The following is a 16,132-nucleotide window of genomic DNA, read 5'->3' as shown; positions in this document are numbered from 1 at the left end:
CCGGACCGGACCGTCTGCAGACAGATGTCTTGGCCCCTTACAGCTTGACGCGCTGTAGCCGCAGCGCGTTCAGTACAACCGACACCGAGCTGAAGGCCATCGCGGCTCCGGCCAGCCAGGGTGCCAGGAAGCCCAGTGCCGCAATCGGGATTCCGATCGTATTGTAGGCCAGCGCCCAGAACAGATTCTGCTTGATATTGCGCATGGTCTTGCGGCTCATCAGGATCGCATCCGGGATGCTCATCAGATCGCCGCGCATCAGCGTAATATCCGCCGCCTCCATCGCCACATCCGTGCCGGTGCCGATCGCCATGCCCGTATCCGCAGTCGCCAGCGCAGGAGCATCGTTGATGCCGTCGCCGACCATAGCCACCTTGACCCCGCCGCTCTGGAGCCTGCGGATCTCTTCCGCCTTGCCCTCAGGCAGCACCTCCGCCAGAACCGTGCGTATACCCGCCTGATCTGCAATTGCCTGGGCCGTAATCTTGTTGTCTCCAGTAATCATGACAACCTCGATACCCATGGCATGCAGCCGGGCTACCGCTTCGCGGGAGGTCTCCTTGATCGTGTCAGCCACGGCAATCACTCCCGCTACCGCATCCTCCACGGCTACCAGCATCGCTGTTTTGCCTTCCTGCTCCAGCCTGGTCATGATCCCTGTCCACGGCCCGATATCCAGCCCGTTCTCCACCATCATCCGCCGTGTGCCTACGCTTACCTTCTGGCCATCTACTACCGCCGACACCCCGCGTCCCGGTACCGCTTCGAACTGGCCCGCTGGCGGCAGGTCGATCCCTCTGCCCTGTGCTCCGGCCACAATGGCATCCGCCAGCGGATGCTCCGAGAGCTTCTCCGCAGCCGCTGTAATCGACAGCAGACGATTCTCGGCAAGCACCCTGCCTTGTGTCTCATTTCCGGCAGTCGCTATAATATCGGTCAGCACCGGCTTACCGTTAGTCACCGTTCCCGTCTTATCCACGACCACTACCTTCACGCCCTGCGCAGCTTCCAGATGCTCCCCGCCCTTGAACAGGATGCCGAACTCGGCAGCCCGGCCGGACCCGGCCATAATCGAGGTTGGTGTCGCAAGTCCCAGTGCGCATGGACAGGCGATGACAAGCACGGCGATCGCTTTCTCCAGGGCCTCCGCGAACTGCCCCGGCGCTCCCCAGATATACCAGACCCCGAAGGTTACGGCAGCAATACCGACCACAATCGGCACGAAGATCCCGGAGATGACATCTGCAATACGCTGGATCGGCGCCTTCGAGCCCTGCGCTTCCTCCACGACTCTGATAATCTGTGCCAGCGCCGTATCGCGGCCGACCTTGCGGGCTTTGACCCGCAGCATTCCGTTCTTGTTCAGCGTGGCTCCGATAACGGAATCCCCCGGCTTCTTCTCTACCGGGATACTCTCGCCCGTGAGCATAGATTCATCGACGGAGGACAGCCCCTCCACGACTTCACCGTCTACAGGCACCTTGGTGCCCGGCTTCACCAGCACAATATCGCCGATCACTACATCCTCGACGGGAATACTCAGCTCTGCACCGTCCCGCAGCACCAGCGCAGTCTTGGCCTGCAGCCCCATCAGGCTGCGGATCGCATCCGATGAACGCCCCTTCGCCAGCGCCTCGAACCACTTGCCTACGAGAATTAACGTGATCAGCACCGCGCTGGTCTCGAAATACAGCTCCACGGTATGGTTCATCCCGCTCATTTTCAGGGAATCGATTGTCAGGTATAGGCTGTAAAAATAAGCCGCAGAGGTGCCCAGCACCACCAGCACATCCATGTTGGCACTGCCGTTCTTCAGCGCCTTATAGGCGCTGACATAGAACTGCCAGCCGATCACGAACTGAACCGGGGTCGCCAGCACAAGCTGGAACCAGGGATTCATGAATAGCTCCGGCGTCCAAATCCAGGTTGTGAACGAGAAGTGGCCGGCCATGGCCCAGAGCAGCGGTAGGGACAACAACGCGGAGAGCATCCACTTATTCCGCTTGCGTGTAATCTCTTCACTGCGCTGCTCCGCGATATCCTTCCGGTCCTGCTTAAGCGCCGCCTTATAGCCGATGCTGCTCACCTTATCCATAATCTCGGCTGTACTGACATTGCCCGGCGAATATTCCACATGCGCAGTCTCCAGCGCCAGGTTCACATTCACGGCCGCAATCCCCGGCATCCGTCCCAGCACCTTCTCAATACGAGCCGAGCAGGCAGCACAGGTCATGCCGGTAATATCGAAATCCGCCGACTCCTTCAGCGTATCATAGCCCAGAGAGCGGATCTTCTCCTCCATTTGCGCCACATCTGCAACTGCCGGATCGAAGCCCACTGTAGCCTGCTCCAGCGCCAGATTGACATTCGCCCGGGATACCCCCTCCATGCGGGACAAGCCCTTCTCAATCCGCGTCGCACAAGCAGAGCATGTCATGCCGGTAATTTGCAGCGTTGCCTGTTGCTGCGGGGCGGACTCTGCACTCTTTTCCATTCTTAAGCACCTCCACATACCCCCAAGGGGTATATTTATTTTGAAAAGAAAAGGCATTGGCGCCCGGCCCTGTACCCCAGGGTTCCCTGCTCCAAGCCCTTGTATTACAACCCTTTAGCTTACACTACGTCGTAGCCCTGATCTTCAATAGCAGCCTTGATCTTATCCAGGCTTACCGTATTCTCATCGAATTCAACCGCCACCGTCTTCGCCGGCAGATCCACCTTCGCCGCAGCGCCTACGCCGCTAACAGCCTTCTCTACAGCACTTACACAATGACCGCAGGACATTCCTTCAACATTCAGTGTTACATTCGACATTTGAATAACCTCCCAATGTTATTTAGCATTTGCTTAATTGTAAGCGAATGCTTGGTCTTTCGGCTCCTCATATGCCTGAAGAGTTTGATCTTGAGAAAATAACAATAGATGATAGTAACGGAGGGGAATTTTGAAACTGCAGGAGCGCCAGCGACCGCCTTTGTCCACGGATTTCTACCGCTACGGCGGTATCAATCATGAAATCTGTGGACAACAGCGGCCGAAAGTTCTAAATTCACCGCAGTTACGGTCCTCATCATTGAATTTAGACATTCAAACTCTCCAGGCCCCATCTTTATTTCATCAGCTTGTTCACCGTGACCAGCAGCTCGTCAATCACCTCATGCTCACCGGCTTCGATCCGTTCAATAATACAGCTCTTCATGTGGCCTTCAAGCAGCAGCTTGCCGACACTGTTCAGGGCCGCCTGCACCGCCGCCAGCTGATTCAGCACATCATCGCAGTAGGTATCGCGTTCAATCATGCCTTTCACACCGCGGATCTGCCCTTCAATCCGGTTCAGCCGGGTCGTCAGCCCATTCTTGAATTCCGGGGAATGATGACTCTTGCGGCCGCCGGATGCTGCAGAAGAATGGCAGGCTTCGGCGAAATCCTGTCCGGCAGGGTCCTTCTCATTTGTAGACACAGGAATCAACCTCCTTATGTACCAATATAATATACCCCCCATGGGTATGTCAAGACCTTAGCGGACAAGCGCCCTCCGCCCCTCCTTCAGATACTTTGCCCTATTGCAGCTGGAATAAAGGACCGGCCGATAAGGAATACCAAGTACACGCATGCAAGTTCCCAAGCAGATCCCAACCCGCCTGTCCTCCTGAAAAAAACAATTGCCACCCTATTCAAATTTGAATATAATGAAATTCCATTGAATTTTAAACATAAAGGAGCTTAACATGCACACCAAAGAAAGTAATCTCAAGCTAGTCATTATCGGACTGCTGCTCGGCATTCTGATGTCGGCCATGGATAATACCATTGTTGCCGCAGCTATGGGCACGATTGTGTCCGATCTTGGAGGACTGGATAAAATCGTATGGGTCACCTCTGCTTATATGGTCATGGTTATGGCCGGCACCCCGATCTTCGGCAAATTGTCCGATATGTACGGGCGCAAGCGGTTTTTCATCTTCGGGCTTATCGTGTTCCTGATTGGCTCCGCCCTGTGCGGAACGTCGGCGAGCATTACCCAGCTCAGTATTTACCGTGCAATTCAAGGGATTGGCGGCGGTGCACTGATGCCGATTGCCTTCACGATTGTCTTCGACATCTTCCCGCCTGAGAAAAGAGGCAAGCTCACCGGACTCTTCGGCGCTGTCTTCGGGATCTCCAGTGTGATTGGGCCTCTACTTGGTGCTTATATCACCGAATATATGAGCTGGCACTGGATTTTCTATATTAACCTGCCCATCGGGATTGTCTCGTTCTTCCTTATTATGACCTCCTACAAGGAATCCATATCGCATTCCAAGCAGCGGATTGACTGGGGCGGCGCTTTCACTCTGGTGGCAGGGATTATCTGCCTGATGTTCGCCCTGGAGCTTGGCGGCAACCAGTATGCCTGGGATTCTCTGGTCATTCTCGGCTTGTTCGCTGCGTTCGCCGTGCTTCTAATCGCCTTCATTGTCATTGAAAAAATCGCGGCAGAGCCAGTCATCTCCTTCGCCATGTTCCGCCAGCGCCTGTTCGCAACCAGCAGTATCCTGGGGCTGTTCTATGGTTCGGCATTCATCGTAGCCACGGTATATATCCCGATCTACGTCCAGGGGGTATACGGCGGCTCGGCCACCAACTCCGGCCTGATTCTGATGCCGATGATGATCGGTACCGTAATCGGCAGCCAGTCCGGCGGCCTGCTTACCACCAAAACGAGCTTCCGCAACATCATGCTGCTGTCAGCAGTCTGCTTCGTAGGCGGGATCTACTCCCTCAGCACATTGACCCCGGAGACCTCCCGGATGGCGCTTAATGCCTTCATGGCCCTGACCGGCTTCGGAGTCGGCTTCTCCTTCTCTGTACTCAGCCTGTCTTCGATCCAGCATTTCGACATGCGCCAGCGCGGTTCGGCAACGTCCACCAGTACCTTCATGCGCTCGCTCGGGATGACGCTGGGGATAACGATCTTCGGCATCATCCAGCGTAACAGCTTCGCCTCAGAGCTTAGTACAGCCTTCGGAGACAGCGGCCAGGCCGCTTCCTTCGGCGACCCGCGTTCCGCGTTGACGCCTGAGGCCAGAGCACAGATTCCGCCGCCTGTCCTGGAGAAGATTACGAATTCACTGTCTTCGTCGATCTCGCATACCTTCTTGTGGGCCATCGTTCCGGCGGTGCTTACCGTGGTCTTCGTCCTGCTGATGCCGAAGGACCGTCTGCTGCCGCAGGGCAGCCAGCACGGTGCAAATCAAGGTCAGCGGTAAGCCCATGCCGATGAAGCTGCTGATTCTGGGAATTCTGCTGGAGCGGGATATGCATCCCTACGAGATCACCCTTGTCATGAAGGAACGCTCCATGGATCAAGTCATCAAGCTGCAGACCGGTTCCTTATATTATGCCGTTGACAAGCTGGCCGCAGGCGGCCATATCGAGGCGGTGGAGATCATTCACAGCCCCGACCGGCCGGATAAGACCATCTACCGCATTACGGATAAAGGCAAAGAATTGATGGAGCAGCTCATTCTCCAGCAGATTAAGAAAAGTGATCCGCCGTATCATCCGCTGTACATGGCCCTGGCCCTTGCGCGTCATATCGACCAGGACAAGGTTGCGAAGCTGCTGGAAGAGCGCATCCGGGAGGCGGAGCATCAGGTGAATTTTGCCTATCAAGTATACGAGGAGCATATCTCCATTGTGCCCCGCTCGGTGCTGCATATGATGTACGGCAGATATGAGCATAGCCAGACCGAGCTGAAATGGCTGAAGCGCCTGTATGAGGATGTAGCCGTCCGCAGCATGAATGATATCGGCAGACCGATTATCGCAGACTACAAGAAGTAGATAGCCGCTGTAATTGTTTAGCGAAGACCGTATGTGTTTATTAGCAAGTGGAAACGGCTTTATTGTCCTTTTAAAGGGCGGTACCGTTTCAGCGGGAAATAGAAGGATAAGTTATAGTGTGAAACATATAAATTCTTATATTTGAAGCAAACCGCTGGCGAGCGGGTTGGGCATCCGGCTGTACTACAGTTTCAATTCGTGCGGTGTGCCGGCCCCGCCTGGCGGATACTCTGGAAAGGGAAGTGAAGCCGCTATGAACGATGACAAAAAGCCGATCAGAGACGAGCGTGACCACCCGGAGCAATACCCTACGGACAAGCCCAGCCTGTTCGATGTAGATGAGAGCCAGCAGCATGTAGACCCGATACCCGTAGAGGACCTGACACTCGAGAAAGAGGAAGAGAAGGATAAAGAGACCACGAAACACCGCTCCTCCAGCGACAAGAGATACCACACCGGGTTCTGAAGGTGTGTGCTTTTCCGGTAGTATCATCGGAGCATTTACAAGCTTAATGGTATGGAGGGATCACATTGCTGAGAGCGTTACCCCTTAACCGGCGCGGCATACCTGCCAGCCGTATCGCCCTGGGCTGCATGGGGCTGGGCGGCGGCTGGGACCGTGAACCGGTCACGGCTGCGAATATGAAGCAGGGGCATGAGGCGCTGGATGCGGCGCTGTCTATAGGTATTAATTTTTTTGACCATGCGGATATCTATACCCGGGGCAAGGCAGAGAAGGTGTTCGGACAGATCTTCAAGGAACGGCCGGGTCTGCGCGGGGACATCCTGCTCCAGTCGAAATGCGGCATCAAGCTGATGGAGCCAGGCGATATCTCCAATAGCTTCGACCTCTCCAGGGAGCACATTCTGTCCAGCGTCGATGGAACTCTCGCACGGCTGGGCACAGAGTATATTGATATTCTGCTGCTGCACCGCCCCGACCCGTTAATGGACCCTGAAGAAGTGGCGGAAGCGCTCCATCGGCTCAAGGCCTCCGGCAAGGTGCGCCACTTCGGCGTCTCCAACATGAGCGCCGCCCAGATCCAGCTGTTACAGACTTATTGCGACGAGCCGTTCATTGTCAACCAGCTGCATATGAGCCTGTCCCGGATCAGCTGGGTTGACGCCGTACTCAGCGTGAACCGCGACCCGTGGAAGGACATTACATTCCCGGAGGGCACCATGGAGTATTGCCGTGCCGGGAACATCCAGCTTCAGGCCTGGGGCCCCCTGGCCCAGGGACTCTTCAGCGGACGGCCGCTTGAAGGCCAGCCGGAGAATGTTGTGAATACAGCAGCCATGGTACAGAGACTTGCTGACGAGAAGGGCACAACGCCCGAGGCTATCGTGCTGGCTTGGCTGATGACCCATCCCGCAGCCATCCAGCCCGTCATCGGCACCGTGAATCCGCAGCGGATCGCCGCCTGTGCAGGCGCAGACCAGGTAGAGCTCTCCCGCAAGGAATGGTATGAGCTGTACGTCACATCGCGCGGGGAGAAGCTTCCTTAAGGGTGTAGTTTGCTGGAGATCCGGATTATTGGGCAGGTACACTGAAATTGAACAGGTGCATCGGAGAGGGTACTATCCTTTTATGGACAGTACCTTCTTTGCCGTGGATTACTCTAAACCCCATCGTTCAGCCAACTGGTGCACTAGTTCTCCTCATTTCCGCGTATCGCCCACTTTCGCCCCATTCAGGTGCACTAGTGCTCCTCCTTTCCGCGTATCGCCCACTTTCGCCTGATTCAGGTGCACTAGTGCTCCTCATTTCCGCGTATCGCCCACTTTCGCCCCATTCAGGTGCACTAGTGCTCCTCCTTTCCGCCTACTACCCACTTTCGCCCCATTCAGGTGCACTAGTGCTCCTCCTTTCCGCGTATCGCCCGCTTTCACCGGATTCAGGTGCACTAGTGCTCCTCCTTTTCGCCTATCGCCCGCGTTCACCGGATTCAGGTGCACTAGTGCTCTTCATTTTCGCGGATCGCCCGCTTTCACCGGATTCAGGTGCACTAGTGCTCCTCCTTTCCGCGTATCGCCCACTTTCGCCTGATTCAGGTGCACTAGTGCTCCTCATTTTCGCCTACTACCCACTTTCGTCGGATTCAGGTGCACTAGCGCTCCTCCTTTCCGCGTATCGCCCACTTTCGCCCCATTCAGGTGCACTAGTGCTCCTCATTTTCGCCTACTACCCACTTTCGTCGGATTCAGGTGCACTAGTGCTCCTCCTTTCCGCCTACTACCCACTTTCGCCCCATTCAGGTGCACTAGTGCTCCTCATTTCCGCGTATCGCCCACTTTCGCCCCATTCAGGTGCACTAGTGCTCCTCATTTCCGCGTATCGCCCACTTTCGCCCCATTCAGGTGCACTAGTTACTCTCCCTACCCTCCCAGCCACGCCCGCCGACCGTTCTTTATAAAGAACATTTGTGAAAAACAGCGATATCGTCAGATAAATAGAGATATCTAATACATTTCGTACTTTATTGCGAACATTCCGCTGAAAATAACATTTTTCTTTTCTGAGCAGCGCGGTGTATGATTTGCTTACGATATCGTTCTTTATTAAGAACGAATATAACGAATTATTCATTAGCAACTCGAGAGGGGGCTTAGCTATGTACCCCAGATCTGCCAAGCGGCGCAAACGGAAAACCAGGAAGCTCGGCCTGCGGATTCTGCAATCGGGTATGGCCGTATCTGTGCTCCTGATGTACACCTCAGGCCAGATCGGCAGCACCTATGGAGAGTTCAATACCTCCCAGGAACAGATCAGCTCCATCGGGCTGTGTTCGGTTTTCCCGGGTCAGATTGAGCAGTTGTTGTCGGAATTCAGCGGGCATCTAAACACCGTCATAGAGCTGAAAGCTTCCCTTGGCAGCCATAGCATCAGCGGAGTGTATAACACCTCAGTCGCTGCCGGAGAGCTGTCGCTTGCAGAGCTGGATCAGGCTGCGGATGAACTCTCGTCCGAGCTCACTCAAGCTGGCAGCGAGATCGACCTGCTGGAGAAGCAGCTGAGCTTCAATGGGACGGTCTGGCAACACATTCTGCAGGAAATTGGCAATGCAGCGGCCATTCTGCACAAGCTTGGAGGATATATGGTGAACCTCGATCCTAACTGTCTGGAAATCCGTGATGCCCAGTTCTTCGACCAGATTCAAGAGAGCCTTCATCAAAGCGGGATTCTGTCGGAATCGCTGGCAGAGACGTTAAGCGGAATTGTGCAGTATCTTGGCTCGATTCATGATATCGGCGGATCCTTGCCCACCGGCAATCCGGACCGCGTCTTGCTCCGGCAGGATGACTACAGCTTCCCTGCTGAAGAGCCTATCCTTTCATTCGTAACCAGCGCCTACCAAGCAGATTCGCAGGTATCCCCCGCGCTGCTGGCCACGTATGAGCAGTTGAATACCGAATTAACGGCGTCCAAGGATACCCTGTTCTCCACCATCCATACCTTACAGGAGCGGCTCACAGAAATCGCTGAAGCCAAAACAACCCTTGAGGACAAAGCGAAGGCACAGCAAGAGGAAGAGGAACGCCTGGCGCTTGAAAAGGCCGATAAAGCCAGAGCGGAGGAAGCCCAGCGGCTTGCCATAGAGAAGCAGAAGGCTGCTGACGAAGCGCTGAAGCTGGAGCATGAACAAGCACAGAACCAGCCGGCCGCAACCAGTCTTCCTGACAAAATCCAGCCTGCAGAGGAGCCTGCTCCCGCAGCGCCTGTAGAGGACAATCCAGTCCCCACAGCTTCAGCAGCAGCAGAGGTTATTCCCACTGCCACTCCGGCGTCTGAGCTTCTTTTACCGGAAGCAACTCCAGATCCATTACCCGGCAGCGTAATTCCAGGCACTGTAATGGACGGCGCGCAGCCTGCTCCTACAGCTACACCGGCTCCACAATCTGAACCCAGCAAAGGCGGCGAATAAGATGCGCATCCGAAAAATAGCCAATACGATAATTTCCACTCTGATTCTTATAGTGTTCCTGGTGCTAATCACAGCCGTTGTCATCTCCAAAGCCTCCGGCGGCGAGCCCTCCTTCTTCGGCTACCAGATCAAGACGGTATTATCCGGCTCCATGGAGCCCGGCATCCAGACCGGTTCCATTGTGGCCATTAAGCCGGGCGGGGACATGACCCGATTCCAGAAGGGCGATGTGATCACTTTTCTGAATCCCGATAACATTCTGATTACCCACCGCGTGGTCGATGCCGAGCTGAACAGTGCTCTGGGGGAAGCCAGCTACACCACCAAGGGCGACAATAATGATTCAGCCGACACCGCAGCCGTCAGTTCCACGAATGTGGTCGGTGAGTACACCGGCGTGACCGTCCCCTATGTGGGCTATGCCATGAGCTTCGCAGTCTCCAAAGCCGGAAGCGTAGTGCTGATGATTATTCCCGGACTGCTCCTGCTTCTCTACGCGCTGTATTCTTCCTGGAAGGCCGTTGCAGCACTGGAAAAGAAGAATGCCCCGTCATCCGCAGCCAGCAGCGGCGGGCCGGATACTCTGACTGACCTCGTACAATGATCAATTGTTCTCTCCCGTTTACGAAACGCGGAGCCACAATACAGCTTGCCGGAAGCACCGGCTATGCACAAAGCAGACTCAAAAGAGAGGGATGAACAAATGAACGTCAAAAAAACATTAGGTCTCGGCGTTGTATCGGCAGCATTAGGCTTAACCCTGGTCGGCGGAGGCACCTTCGCTTACTTCAGCAGCACTTCTACTTCCTCAGCTTCTTTTAACAACGGAACCCTATCATTACAATCTGATCCCTCCGTCATTGTTAATCTCAGCAATCTCAAGCCGGGCGATACCGTCTTACGGGACTTCAAGCTCAAAAATGACGGGACGCTCAATATTCCCAAAGTGGTACTGCGCACCTCATCGGCCATTACAGACGCCCAGGGAGACAACGGCTCCCATAATTTCAAGGATGATATTATTGTGACCTTCCTCGTGAACAAGGATAAGAAAGAATCGCCGCTCCTGGTCATCTCGCTGGCCGATCTGGAGCAGGAGAGTCCCGATCTGGTGGCCCGGGGAATTCTCGGAGCGATCTTAGGCGGAGAGAAGTCCGGCATCAAAGCCGGCACGTCGGATAACCTGACCATCCAGTTCGCCTTCAAGGAGACCCTCCAGCCGCAGAACTATTATCAGGGCGACACGCTTGCACTGACTCTGAATTTCGAAGCCAACCAGGAAAAAGGCACGCTCAAATAATTCCACAAAAACAAACCATTCGAGGAGGAAATAAATGATGGGTATCAAAAAAACATTGGGTCTTGGCGTAGCATCGGCAGCACTGGGCTTGTCTTTAATCGGCGGGGGCACCTTCGCTTACTTCAGCTCCACAGCTACCAGCACGGCAACCTTCGCAGCGGGTACGCTGAAGCTCGGCTCTTCCTTCAATACTCCGGTAGCGCTGACGAATCTGAAGCCGGGAGACTACACCGTCCGCACCTTCACCCTGTCCAATGACGGGACACTGGATATCAAATTCCTTAAGCTTGCCACCACTTACACCGTGACCGATGCCAAGGGCGATAACGCGGGCCAGGATCTCGGAGACCACTTCAAGGTCAAGCTCCTGGATAATACGTACACCGGCGGTTCACTAAGCGGTCATGTGCTGTCCGAGATCTCCCTGAAGGATCTGAAAAACACCCCCAGCTACGATCTCGTAGCAGCAGGTGTACTGCCAGGCGGGATTGCCGCCGCCGGGTCCAAGACCTTCAAGATCGCCTTCGAATTCGTAGACAACACGCTCGATCAGAACATTTTCCAGGGTGACGGCTTAGCGCTGAACTGGACCTTCGATGCTCTTCAAGGAGTGGGAGAAGCCAAGTAGCTCAGGGGCCAGCCTATACAAATGAACATGGCTTTGCCGTCCTTTATTAGGAAGGCAGCGTTTCAGCAATCCATCAAGACGGCATATCCTCCCCCATCCGGGCGGGTATGCCGTTTCTTTTTCCCCGCTGCCGGGTTCAAGGATTTTTGTCCGTTTTGCGGATTTTTGTTATACTGACAAGAGAAAACGGCTTTGCCGGCCTTTGAACGGGCGGTACCGTTTCAACGAGAAAGATAAGGAGAATGTATAGCGCGAAGCATATAACTTCTTATTTTTCACCAAAAAAAGTACGGAGGGCGTTGTAATCGTGTCAGATACTATGGGAAGCCGCATCCACAAACTCCGGCTGGAGAAGGGCTATTCGTTATCCGAGCTTGCCGATAAGGCTGATGTGGCGAAATCATACCTCAGTAATGTGGAACGGAACATTCAATCCAACCCCTCCATTCAATTCATCGAAAAAATCGCTGACGCGCTTCAGGTATCCATTCATGCACTGTTGTATGGCGGACTGGCAGAGACGGAAGAACAGGCTCTGGACGGGGAATGGTTCCGGCTTGTTCAGGAGGCCATGGCCTCCGGTATAAGCAAACGCGAATTCAAGGAATTCCTCGATTACCAGAAATGGCGCATGGAACAAAAGGACAACTAGACGAGCATTATATGCCACAGGAAGACTCCGCACAGCAGGGAGGCCGACTTCGGCGAAGGCAGCCTTTCAAGCGGCATACAGAAAAGGCACAGCGTACCGGACGCTGTGCCTTTTCTGTATGTATCCGAACAATGATGACCGCCCTTACATCGCCTGGAGCGCCTTCTCACTTAGAAACCGGCGGATATCCTCCGCCGCGATCCCCGCCTGCTTGGCAGACATCAGCAAGTGCACCCATTCTAAATCCAGATCTACTGCCTGCAGCTCGTCATTCCCCTGGTTGGACATATCCAAGAAATCTCCTCCTAGAATTTTCGCGTCCCCAGGCAGTCCGGCCATCATAGTAGTATTGCTACTTTGTAGTATTTCTACTTTAGATCCGAGACTTTGTGCCCCTGTCTTTCGGCAGGTTTACCTTTTACTGGACCCTTTCCATCATGAAAGGATCTGGCAAGAATCGATGAAACCGTTCTCCGCAATAACATTATACAAGATCATATGCAATTAGTGTGTCGTTTTCTGGAATTTTTTTATGAAAAAATGTGAGGAAACTTAGCTGAAATTGCCAGCGGCTTGTATAAATATTTCCAGTTCCAAGTTCAAACACTAGCTAATAGTTTAATTATACTAAAGGGAACCCCATCCGCCCCGACTTACCGCTTCACGCAACATCGTATAGAGACAATTACCCATTTGTATGTATAACGGGCTGTTATATGTGTTTTTTCTATTTATGATAGTTCCGTATGAATACTGTAATGAATCATGCCAAATTGCGAACGGATTGACCGAAAGTATGAATTGATTACCCCGCCGGAAAGTAGCACAATAAGGTGAGAATGAAACCGCAAACATTTGCAGCTCCGCCAAGTGGCACACTGGATGCCTCGCGTGGAGTTTATCCGTTAGGAGGACCTATTCATGGCAGTCAAAGAGCCCTATAACGACACAGTATGGAGCAAATACTACGGCCCCAACCTGGGCTACATCCAAGAAAGATATGAGCAATTTGTCAAGGACCCCTCTTCTGTTGAACAGCATTACCGCGATCTCTTCACCGTATCCGGCCCCCCTCCACTGGCACCCGATGCCGAGAGGGCTCCAAGGCCTGCCGTATCAGCAGATGCCGAGTGGCTCAAGAAGGCTGTCAAGGCCTCGAAGCTGATCGCCAATATTCGAATATATGGCCATATGGCCGCAGACATTGACCCGCTGGAGCGCAGCACGAACCCGATGGCCAAATGGCTGGAGCTGGAGACCTACGAGCTTACCCGCGAGGATCTTAATGCCCTGCCCGCTTCGCTGATTTGGGATAATGCCCCTGCGGATGTGCATACCGCGATGGATGCCGTCCACAGAATGCGCCAGGCCTATACACAGACCATTGCTTATGAATTCGGGCATGTGCATGATGAACGCGAGCTGCGCTGGCTCAACAGCCAGGCGGAATCGATGACCTCCCCGGCTCCGCTGAATAATACAGAACGCAAAGAGCTGCTGAAGCGGCTGGTTCAGGTGGAGCATTTCGAGACCTTCCTGCACAAGACCTTCGTCGGCCAAAAGCGCTTCAGCCTGGAGGGCAATGATGCCCTTGTGCCGATGCTGGATGAGATTGTGCGGGCTGCCGCGCATGACGGCGCAGAGCATATCCTGATGGGTATGGCCCACCGCGGAAGACTTAATGTGCTGGCCCATATTCTGGGCAAGCCTTATGATATTATTTTCTCAGAGTTCCATCATTCGCCGAACAAAGAGCTGTTCCCTTCAGAAGGCTCCATGGGCGTGACCTACGGCTGGAGCGGTGATGTGAAGTACCATCTCGGGGCTGACCGTGCCGTCCGCGAAGGCGAGACCGTACGTACCCGGATCACGCTGGCCAATAACCCGAGCCATCTTGAATTCGTCAATCCTGTAGTCGAGGGCTTCACACGCGCCGCACAGGAAGAACGCAACGCTCCGGGACTGCCTAAGCTGAACACAAGCAAGGCTATGGCTGTGCTGATGCACGGCGATGCAGCCTTCCCTGGCGAAGGTATTGTCGCTGAGACGCTTAATATCGGCAAATTGCAGGGTTATCAGAATGGCGGTACCGTGCATATTATCGTCAATAACCGGATCGGCTTCACCACAGAGAGCGAGGATTCCCGCTCCACCCATTATGCCAGCGACCTGGCCAAAGGGTATGAGATTCCGGTCGTGCATGTCAATGCCGATGACCCGGAAGCCTGTATTGCCGCAGTCCGTCTGGCCAGCGCTTACCGCCATATGTTCAAGAAGGACTTCCTGATTGATCTGATCGGCTACCGGCGCCACGGACATAATGAAATGGATGATCCCGAGACGACCCAGCCGATTGTGTACGGCAAGGTGCGGAACCACCCTACTGTGTACCGCGCTTATGCAGAACGCCTGGAGCGCGAGAAGGTAATCACAGCCGATGATCTGAAGAACATGATTGCCGAGGCGGAGAGCGTCCTCCAGCAGGCCTTCGATCAGATGAAGGAAGGCAAGCAGAAGAATGCGGAGTCCAAAACCGCCGTCGCGCTGGATAACAGCAGTCCCCAGCAGCGTCCGACAGCCTTCCCTCTGGCCGGTCTGCAGGAGATTAACCGCGAGCTGCTGCGCGTACCGGCAGGCTTCAAGGTCTATCCGAAGCTGGAACGGATTCTTCAGCGCCGCAAGGATGCGCTGAATGACGGAGAGCGGGTAGACTGGGCGCTGGCAGAGACACTGGCCTTCGCTACCATCCTGAAGGATGGCACGCCGATCCGCCTCAGCGGACAGGATTCACAGCGCGGCACCTTCGCCCACCGCCATCTGGTGCTGCATGACAGCGAGAACGGCGAACTCTATTCTCCGCTGCATCAGCTGAGTGATTCCGGCGCTTCCTTCGGCGTCTACAACAGTCCGCTGTCCGAGGCCTCTGTCCTCGGCTTCGAATATGGTTATAACGTGTTCGCACCGGAGACCTTCGTCATCTGGGAGGCTCAATATGGCGACTTCGCCAATGCCGCTCAGGTCATTATCGACCAGTTCATTTCCGCCGGCCGTGCCAAGTGGACGCAGCGCAGCAATCTGACGATCCTGCTGCCTCATGGCTATGAAGGCCAAGGACCAGAGCACTCCAGCGGCCGAATGGAACGGTTCCTCCAGCTCTCCGCCGAGGAGAACTGGACTGTAGCCAACCTGACCAGCGCTGCGCAGTATTTCCATCTGCTCCGCCGTCAGGCCGCGCTCTGCGGACAACCGGATGCCCGGCCGCTGGTGATCATGGCGCCGAAGAGCCTGATCCGTAACACGCGCAGCACCTCAGCCGGAGCGGACCTCGCTTCGGGCACCTTCCAGCCGGTTCTTCCCGAGCCGCTGCTCGGCAGTAAGCCGGAAGCCGTGAAGCGCCTCGTGGTATGCAGCGGCAAGGTGGCCATCGACTTGCAGACGGAGCTGGAGGCAACGCGCGGACAGGACTTCTCCTGGCTGCACATTTTGCGCATGGAACAGCTCTATCCGTTCCCGGAACGCGAGCTTGGCGCTCACCTTAGCAGCTTCAGCTCTCTGGAGGAGATCGTCTGGGTGCAGGAAGAACCGAAGAATATGGGCGGGTGGACGTATGCCGAATCCCGGCTGCGCGCCATCGCACCGCAGAAGGTCACTGTCCAGTATATCGGCCGTCCGGACCGTTCCAGTCCGGCCAGCGGCTACGCAGATGTCCACAGCTTCGAGCAGCGGCGCATTGTCCGGGAAGCCCTGAAATTGAATGCTGCAGTGCAAGCACCTGTACCGTCTTCCTGAGCACAGCAAGG

14 protein-coding genes and 1 riboswitch are annotated in these 16,132 nt (G+C 54.9%); of the genes, 10 read left to right on the top strand and 4 right to left on the bottom strand.

Features of this window, described 5'->3' with window-relative positions; translation table 11 throughout:
• Window positions 1-37: 37 nt before the first annotated feature.
• From MKY86_RS00420 to MKY86_RS00410, 3 genes are all read right to left on the bottom strand, one after another.
• On the bottom strand, window positions 38-2,494 hold the full coding sequence (locus MKY86_RS00420) for a heavy metal translocating P-type ATPase (protein ID WP_076086817.1): 2,457 nt from the start codon (window positions 2,492-2,494) through the stop codon (window positions 38-40).
• Between the two features lie 119 nt (window positions 2,495-2,613).
• Window positions 2,614-2,814 carry a copper ion binding protein gene (locus MKY86_RS00415; protein ID WP_036732845.1) on the bottom strand — a complete coding sequence of 67 codons (201 nt, stop codon included), beginning with the start codon at window positions 2,812-2,814 and terminating at the stop codon, window positions 2,614-2,616.
• 295 nt (window positions 2,815-3,109) lie between these two features.
• A complete protein-coding gene (locus MKY86_RS00410) occupies window positions 3,110-3,460 on the bottom strand; it encodes a metal-sensitive transcriptional regulator (protein ID WP_076086814.1) in 351 nt (116 codons plus the stop codon).
• A 268-nt stretch (window positions 3,461-3,728) separates the two neighbouring features.
• Here MKY86_RS00410 and MKY86_RS00405 point away from each other — a divergent pair, with 268 nt between their 5' ends.
• From MKY86_RS00405 to MKY86_RS00365, 9 genes are all read left to right on the top strand, one after another.
• The gene (locus MKY86_RS00405; protein ID WP_076086811.1) at window positions 3,729-5,249 is read left to right on the top strand and encodes an MDR family MFS transporter; all 1,521 of its coding nucleotides are present in this window, start codon (window positions 3,729-3,731) and stop codon (window positions 5,247-5,249) included.
• Window positions 5,227-5,826, top strand: a complete 600-nt coding sequence (locus MKY86_RS00400; protein WP_340825582.1) for a PadR family transcriptional regulator — start codon at window positions 5,227-5,229, stop codon at window positions 5,824-5,826. The genes MKY86_RS00405 and MKY86_RS00400 overlap by 23 nt, the downstream gene beginning before the upstream one ends.
• A gap of 253 nt (window positions 5,827-6,079) precedes the next feature.
• Window positions 6,080-6,292 (top strand): hypothetical protein, encoded by a 213-nt coding sequence (locus MKY86_RS00395; RefSeq protein WP_076086808.1) that lies wholly within the window; start codon window positions 6,080-6,082, stop codon window positions 6,290-6,292.
• Window positions 6,293-6,357: 65 nt separating this feature from the next.
• Complete coding sequence (locus MKY86_RS00390; protein WP_076086805.1) at window positions 6,358-7,335, top strand: aldo/keto reductase; 978 nt, start codon at window positions 6,358-6,360, stop codon at window positions 7,333-7,335.
• 1,106 nt (window positions 7,336-8,441) lie between these two features.
• Window positions 8,442-9,752, top strand: coding sequence for a hypothetical protein (locus MKY86_RS00385; protein ID WP_076085538.1), 1,311 nt, complete (start codon window positions 8,442-8,444; stop codon window positions 9,750-9,752).
• A 1-nt stretch (window position 9,753) separates the two neighbouring features.
• Window positions 9,754-10,356 (top strand): signal peptidase I SipW, encoded by a 603-nt coding sequence (gene sipW / locus MKY86_RS00380; RefSeq protein WP_076085535.1) that lies wholly within the window; start codon window positions 9,754-9,756, stop codon window positions 10,354-10,356.
• Window positions 10,357-10,455: 99 nt separating this feature from the next.
• Entirely contained in the window at window positions 10,456-11,052 is a 597-nt protein-coding gene (locus MKY86_RS00375; protein ID WP_036732870.1) for a TasA family protein, read from the top strand.
• A gap of 37 nt (window positions 11,053-11,089) precedes the next feature.
• Window positions 11,090-11,680, top strand: a complete 591-nt coding sequence (locus MKY86_RS00370; RefSeq protein WP_036732873.1) for a TasA family protein — start codon at window positions 11,090-11,092, stop codon at window positions 11,678-11,680.
• A 319-nt stretch (window positions 11,681-11,999) separates the two neighbouring features.
• The gene (locus MKY86_RS00365; RefSeq protein ID WP_036732876.1) at window positions 12,000-12,332 is read left to right on the top strand and encodes a helix-turn-helix domain-containing protein; all 333 of its coding nucleotides are present in this window, start codon (window positions 12,000-12,002) and stop codon (window positions 12,330-12,332) included.
• A gap of 144 nt (window positions 12,333-12,476) precedes the next feature.
• Here the strand turns inward: MKY86_RS00365 and MKY86_RS00360 are convergent, their stop codons facing one another.
• Window positions 12,477-12,620, bottom strand: coding sequence for an anti-repressor SinI family protein (locus MKY86_RS00360; protein ID WP_143803895.1), 144 nt, complete (start codon window positions 12,618-12,620; stop codon window positions 12,477-12,479).
• 34 nt (window positions 12,621-12,654) lie between these two features.
• Window positions 12,655-12,758, bottom strand: a riboswitch (cyclic di-GMP riboswitch).
• 495 nt (window positions 12,759-13,253) lie between these two features.
• Between MKY86_RS00360 and MKY86_RS00355 the strand changes: the two genes are divergently transcribed.
• Window positions 13,254-16,121, top strand: coding sequence for a 2-oxoglutarate dehydrogenase E1 component (locus MKY86_RS00355; protein WP_076085533.1), 2,868 nt, complete (start codon window positions 13,254-13,256; stop codon window positions 16,119-16,121).
• Window positions 16,122-16,132 lie beyond the last annotated feature (11 nt).

It is taken from the genome of Paenibacillus sp. FSL R7-0333, from assembly GCF_038000365.1.
GTDB lineage: Bacteria > Bacillota > Bacilli > Paenibacillales > Paenibacillaceae > Paenibacillus_AQ > Paenibacillus_AQ silagei.
The sequence above is the reverse complement of the archived record's forward strand: the minus strand, read 5'-3'. Positions and strand labels throughout refer to the sequence as shown.

Excerpts from the sequence above, each read along its gene's own strand:
- MKY86_RS00420 (WP_076086817.1), bottom strand. The coding sequence starts at position 2,494 with ATGGAAAAGAGTGCAGAGTCCGCCCCGCAGCAACAGGCAACGCTGCAA.
- MKY86_RS00415 (WP_036732845.1), bottom strand. The coding sequence starts at position 2,814 with ATGTCGAATGTAACACTGAATGTTGAAGGAATGTCCTGCGGTCATTGT.
- MKY86_RS00405 (WP_076086811.1), top strand. The coding sequence starts at position 3,729 with ATGCACACCAAAGAAAGTAATCTCAAGCTAGTCATTATCGGACTGCTG.
- MKY86_RS00395 (WP_076086808.1), top strand. The coding sequence starts at position 6,080 with ATGAACGATGACAAAAAGCCGATCAGAGACGAGCGTGACCACCCGGAG.
- MKY86_RS00385 (WP_076085538.1), top strand. The coding sequence starts at position 8,442 with ATGTACCCCAGATCTGCCAAGCGGCGCAAACGGAAAACCAGGAAGCTC.
- sipW (WP_076085535.1), top strand. The coding sequence starts at position 9,754 with ATGCGCATCCGAAAAATAGCCAATACGATAATTTCCACTCTGATTCTT.
- MKY86_RS00375 (WP_036732870.1), top strand. The coding sequence starts at position 10,456 with ATGAACGTCAAAAAAACATTAGGTCTCGGCGTTGTATCGGCAGCATTA.
- MKY86_RS00370 (WP_036732873.1), top strand. The coding sequence starts at position 11,090 with ATGGGTATCAAAAAAACATTGGGTCTTGGCGTAGCATCGGCAGCACTG.
- MKY86_RS00365 (WP_036732876.1), top strand. The coding sequence starts at position 12,000 with ATGGGAAGCCGCATCCACAAACTCCGGCTGGAGAAGGGCTATTCGTTA.
- MKY86_RS00360 (WP_143803895.1), bottom strand. The coding sequence starts at position 12,620 with ATGTCCAACCAGGGGAATGACGAGCTGCAGGCAGTAGATCTGGATTTA.
- MKY86_RS00355 (WP_076085533.1), top strand. The coding sequence starts at position 13,254 with ATGGCAGTCAAAGAGCCCTATAACGACACAGTATGGAGCAAATACTAC.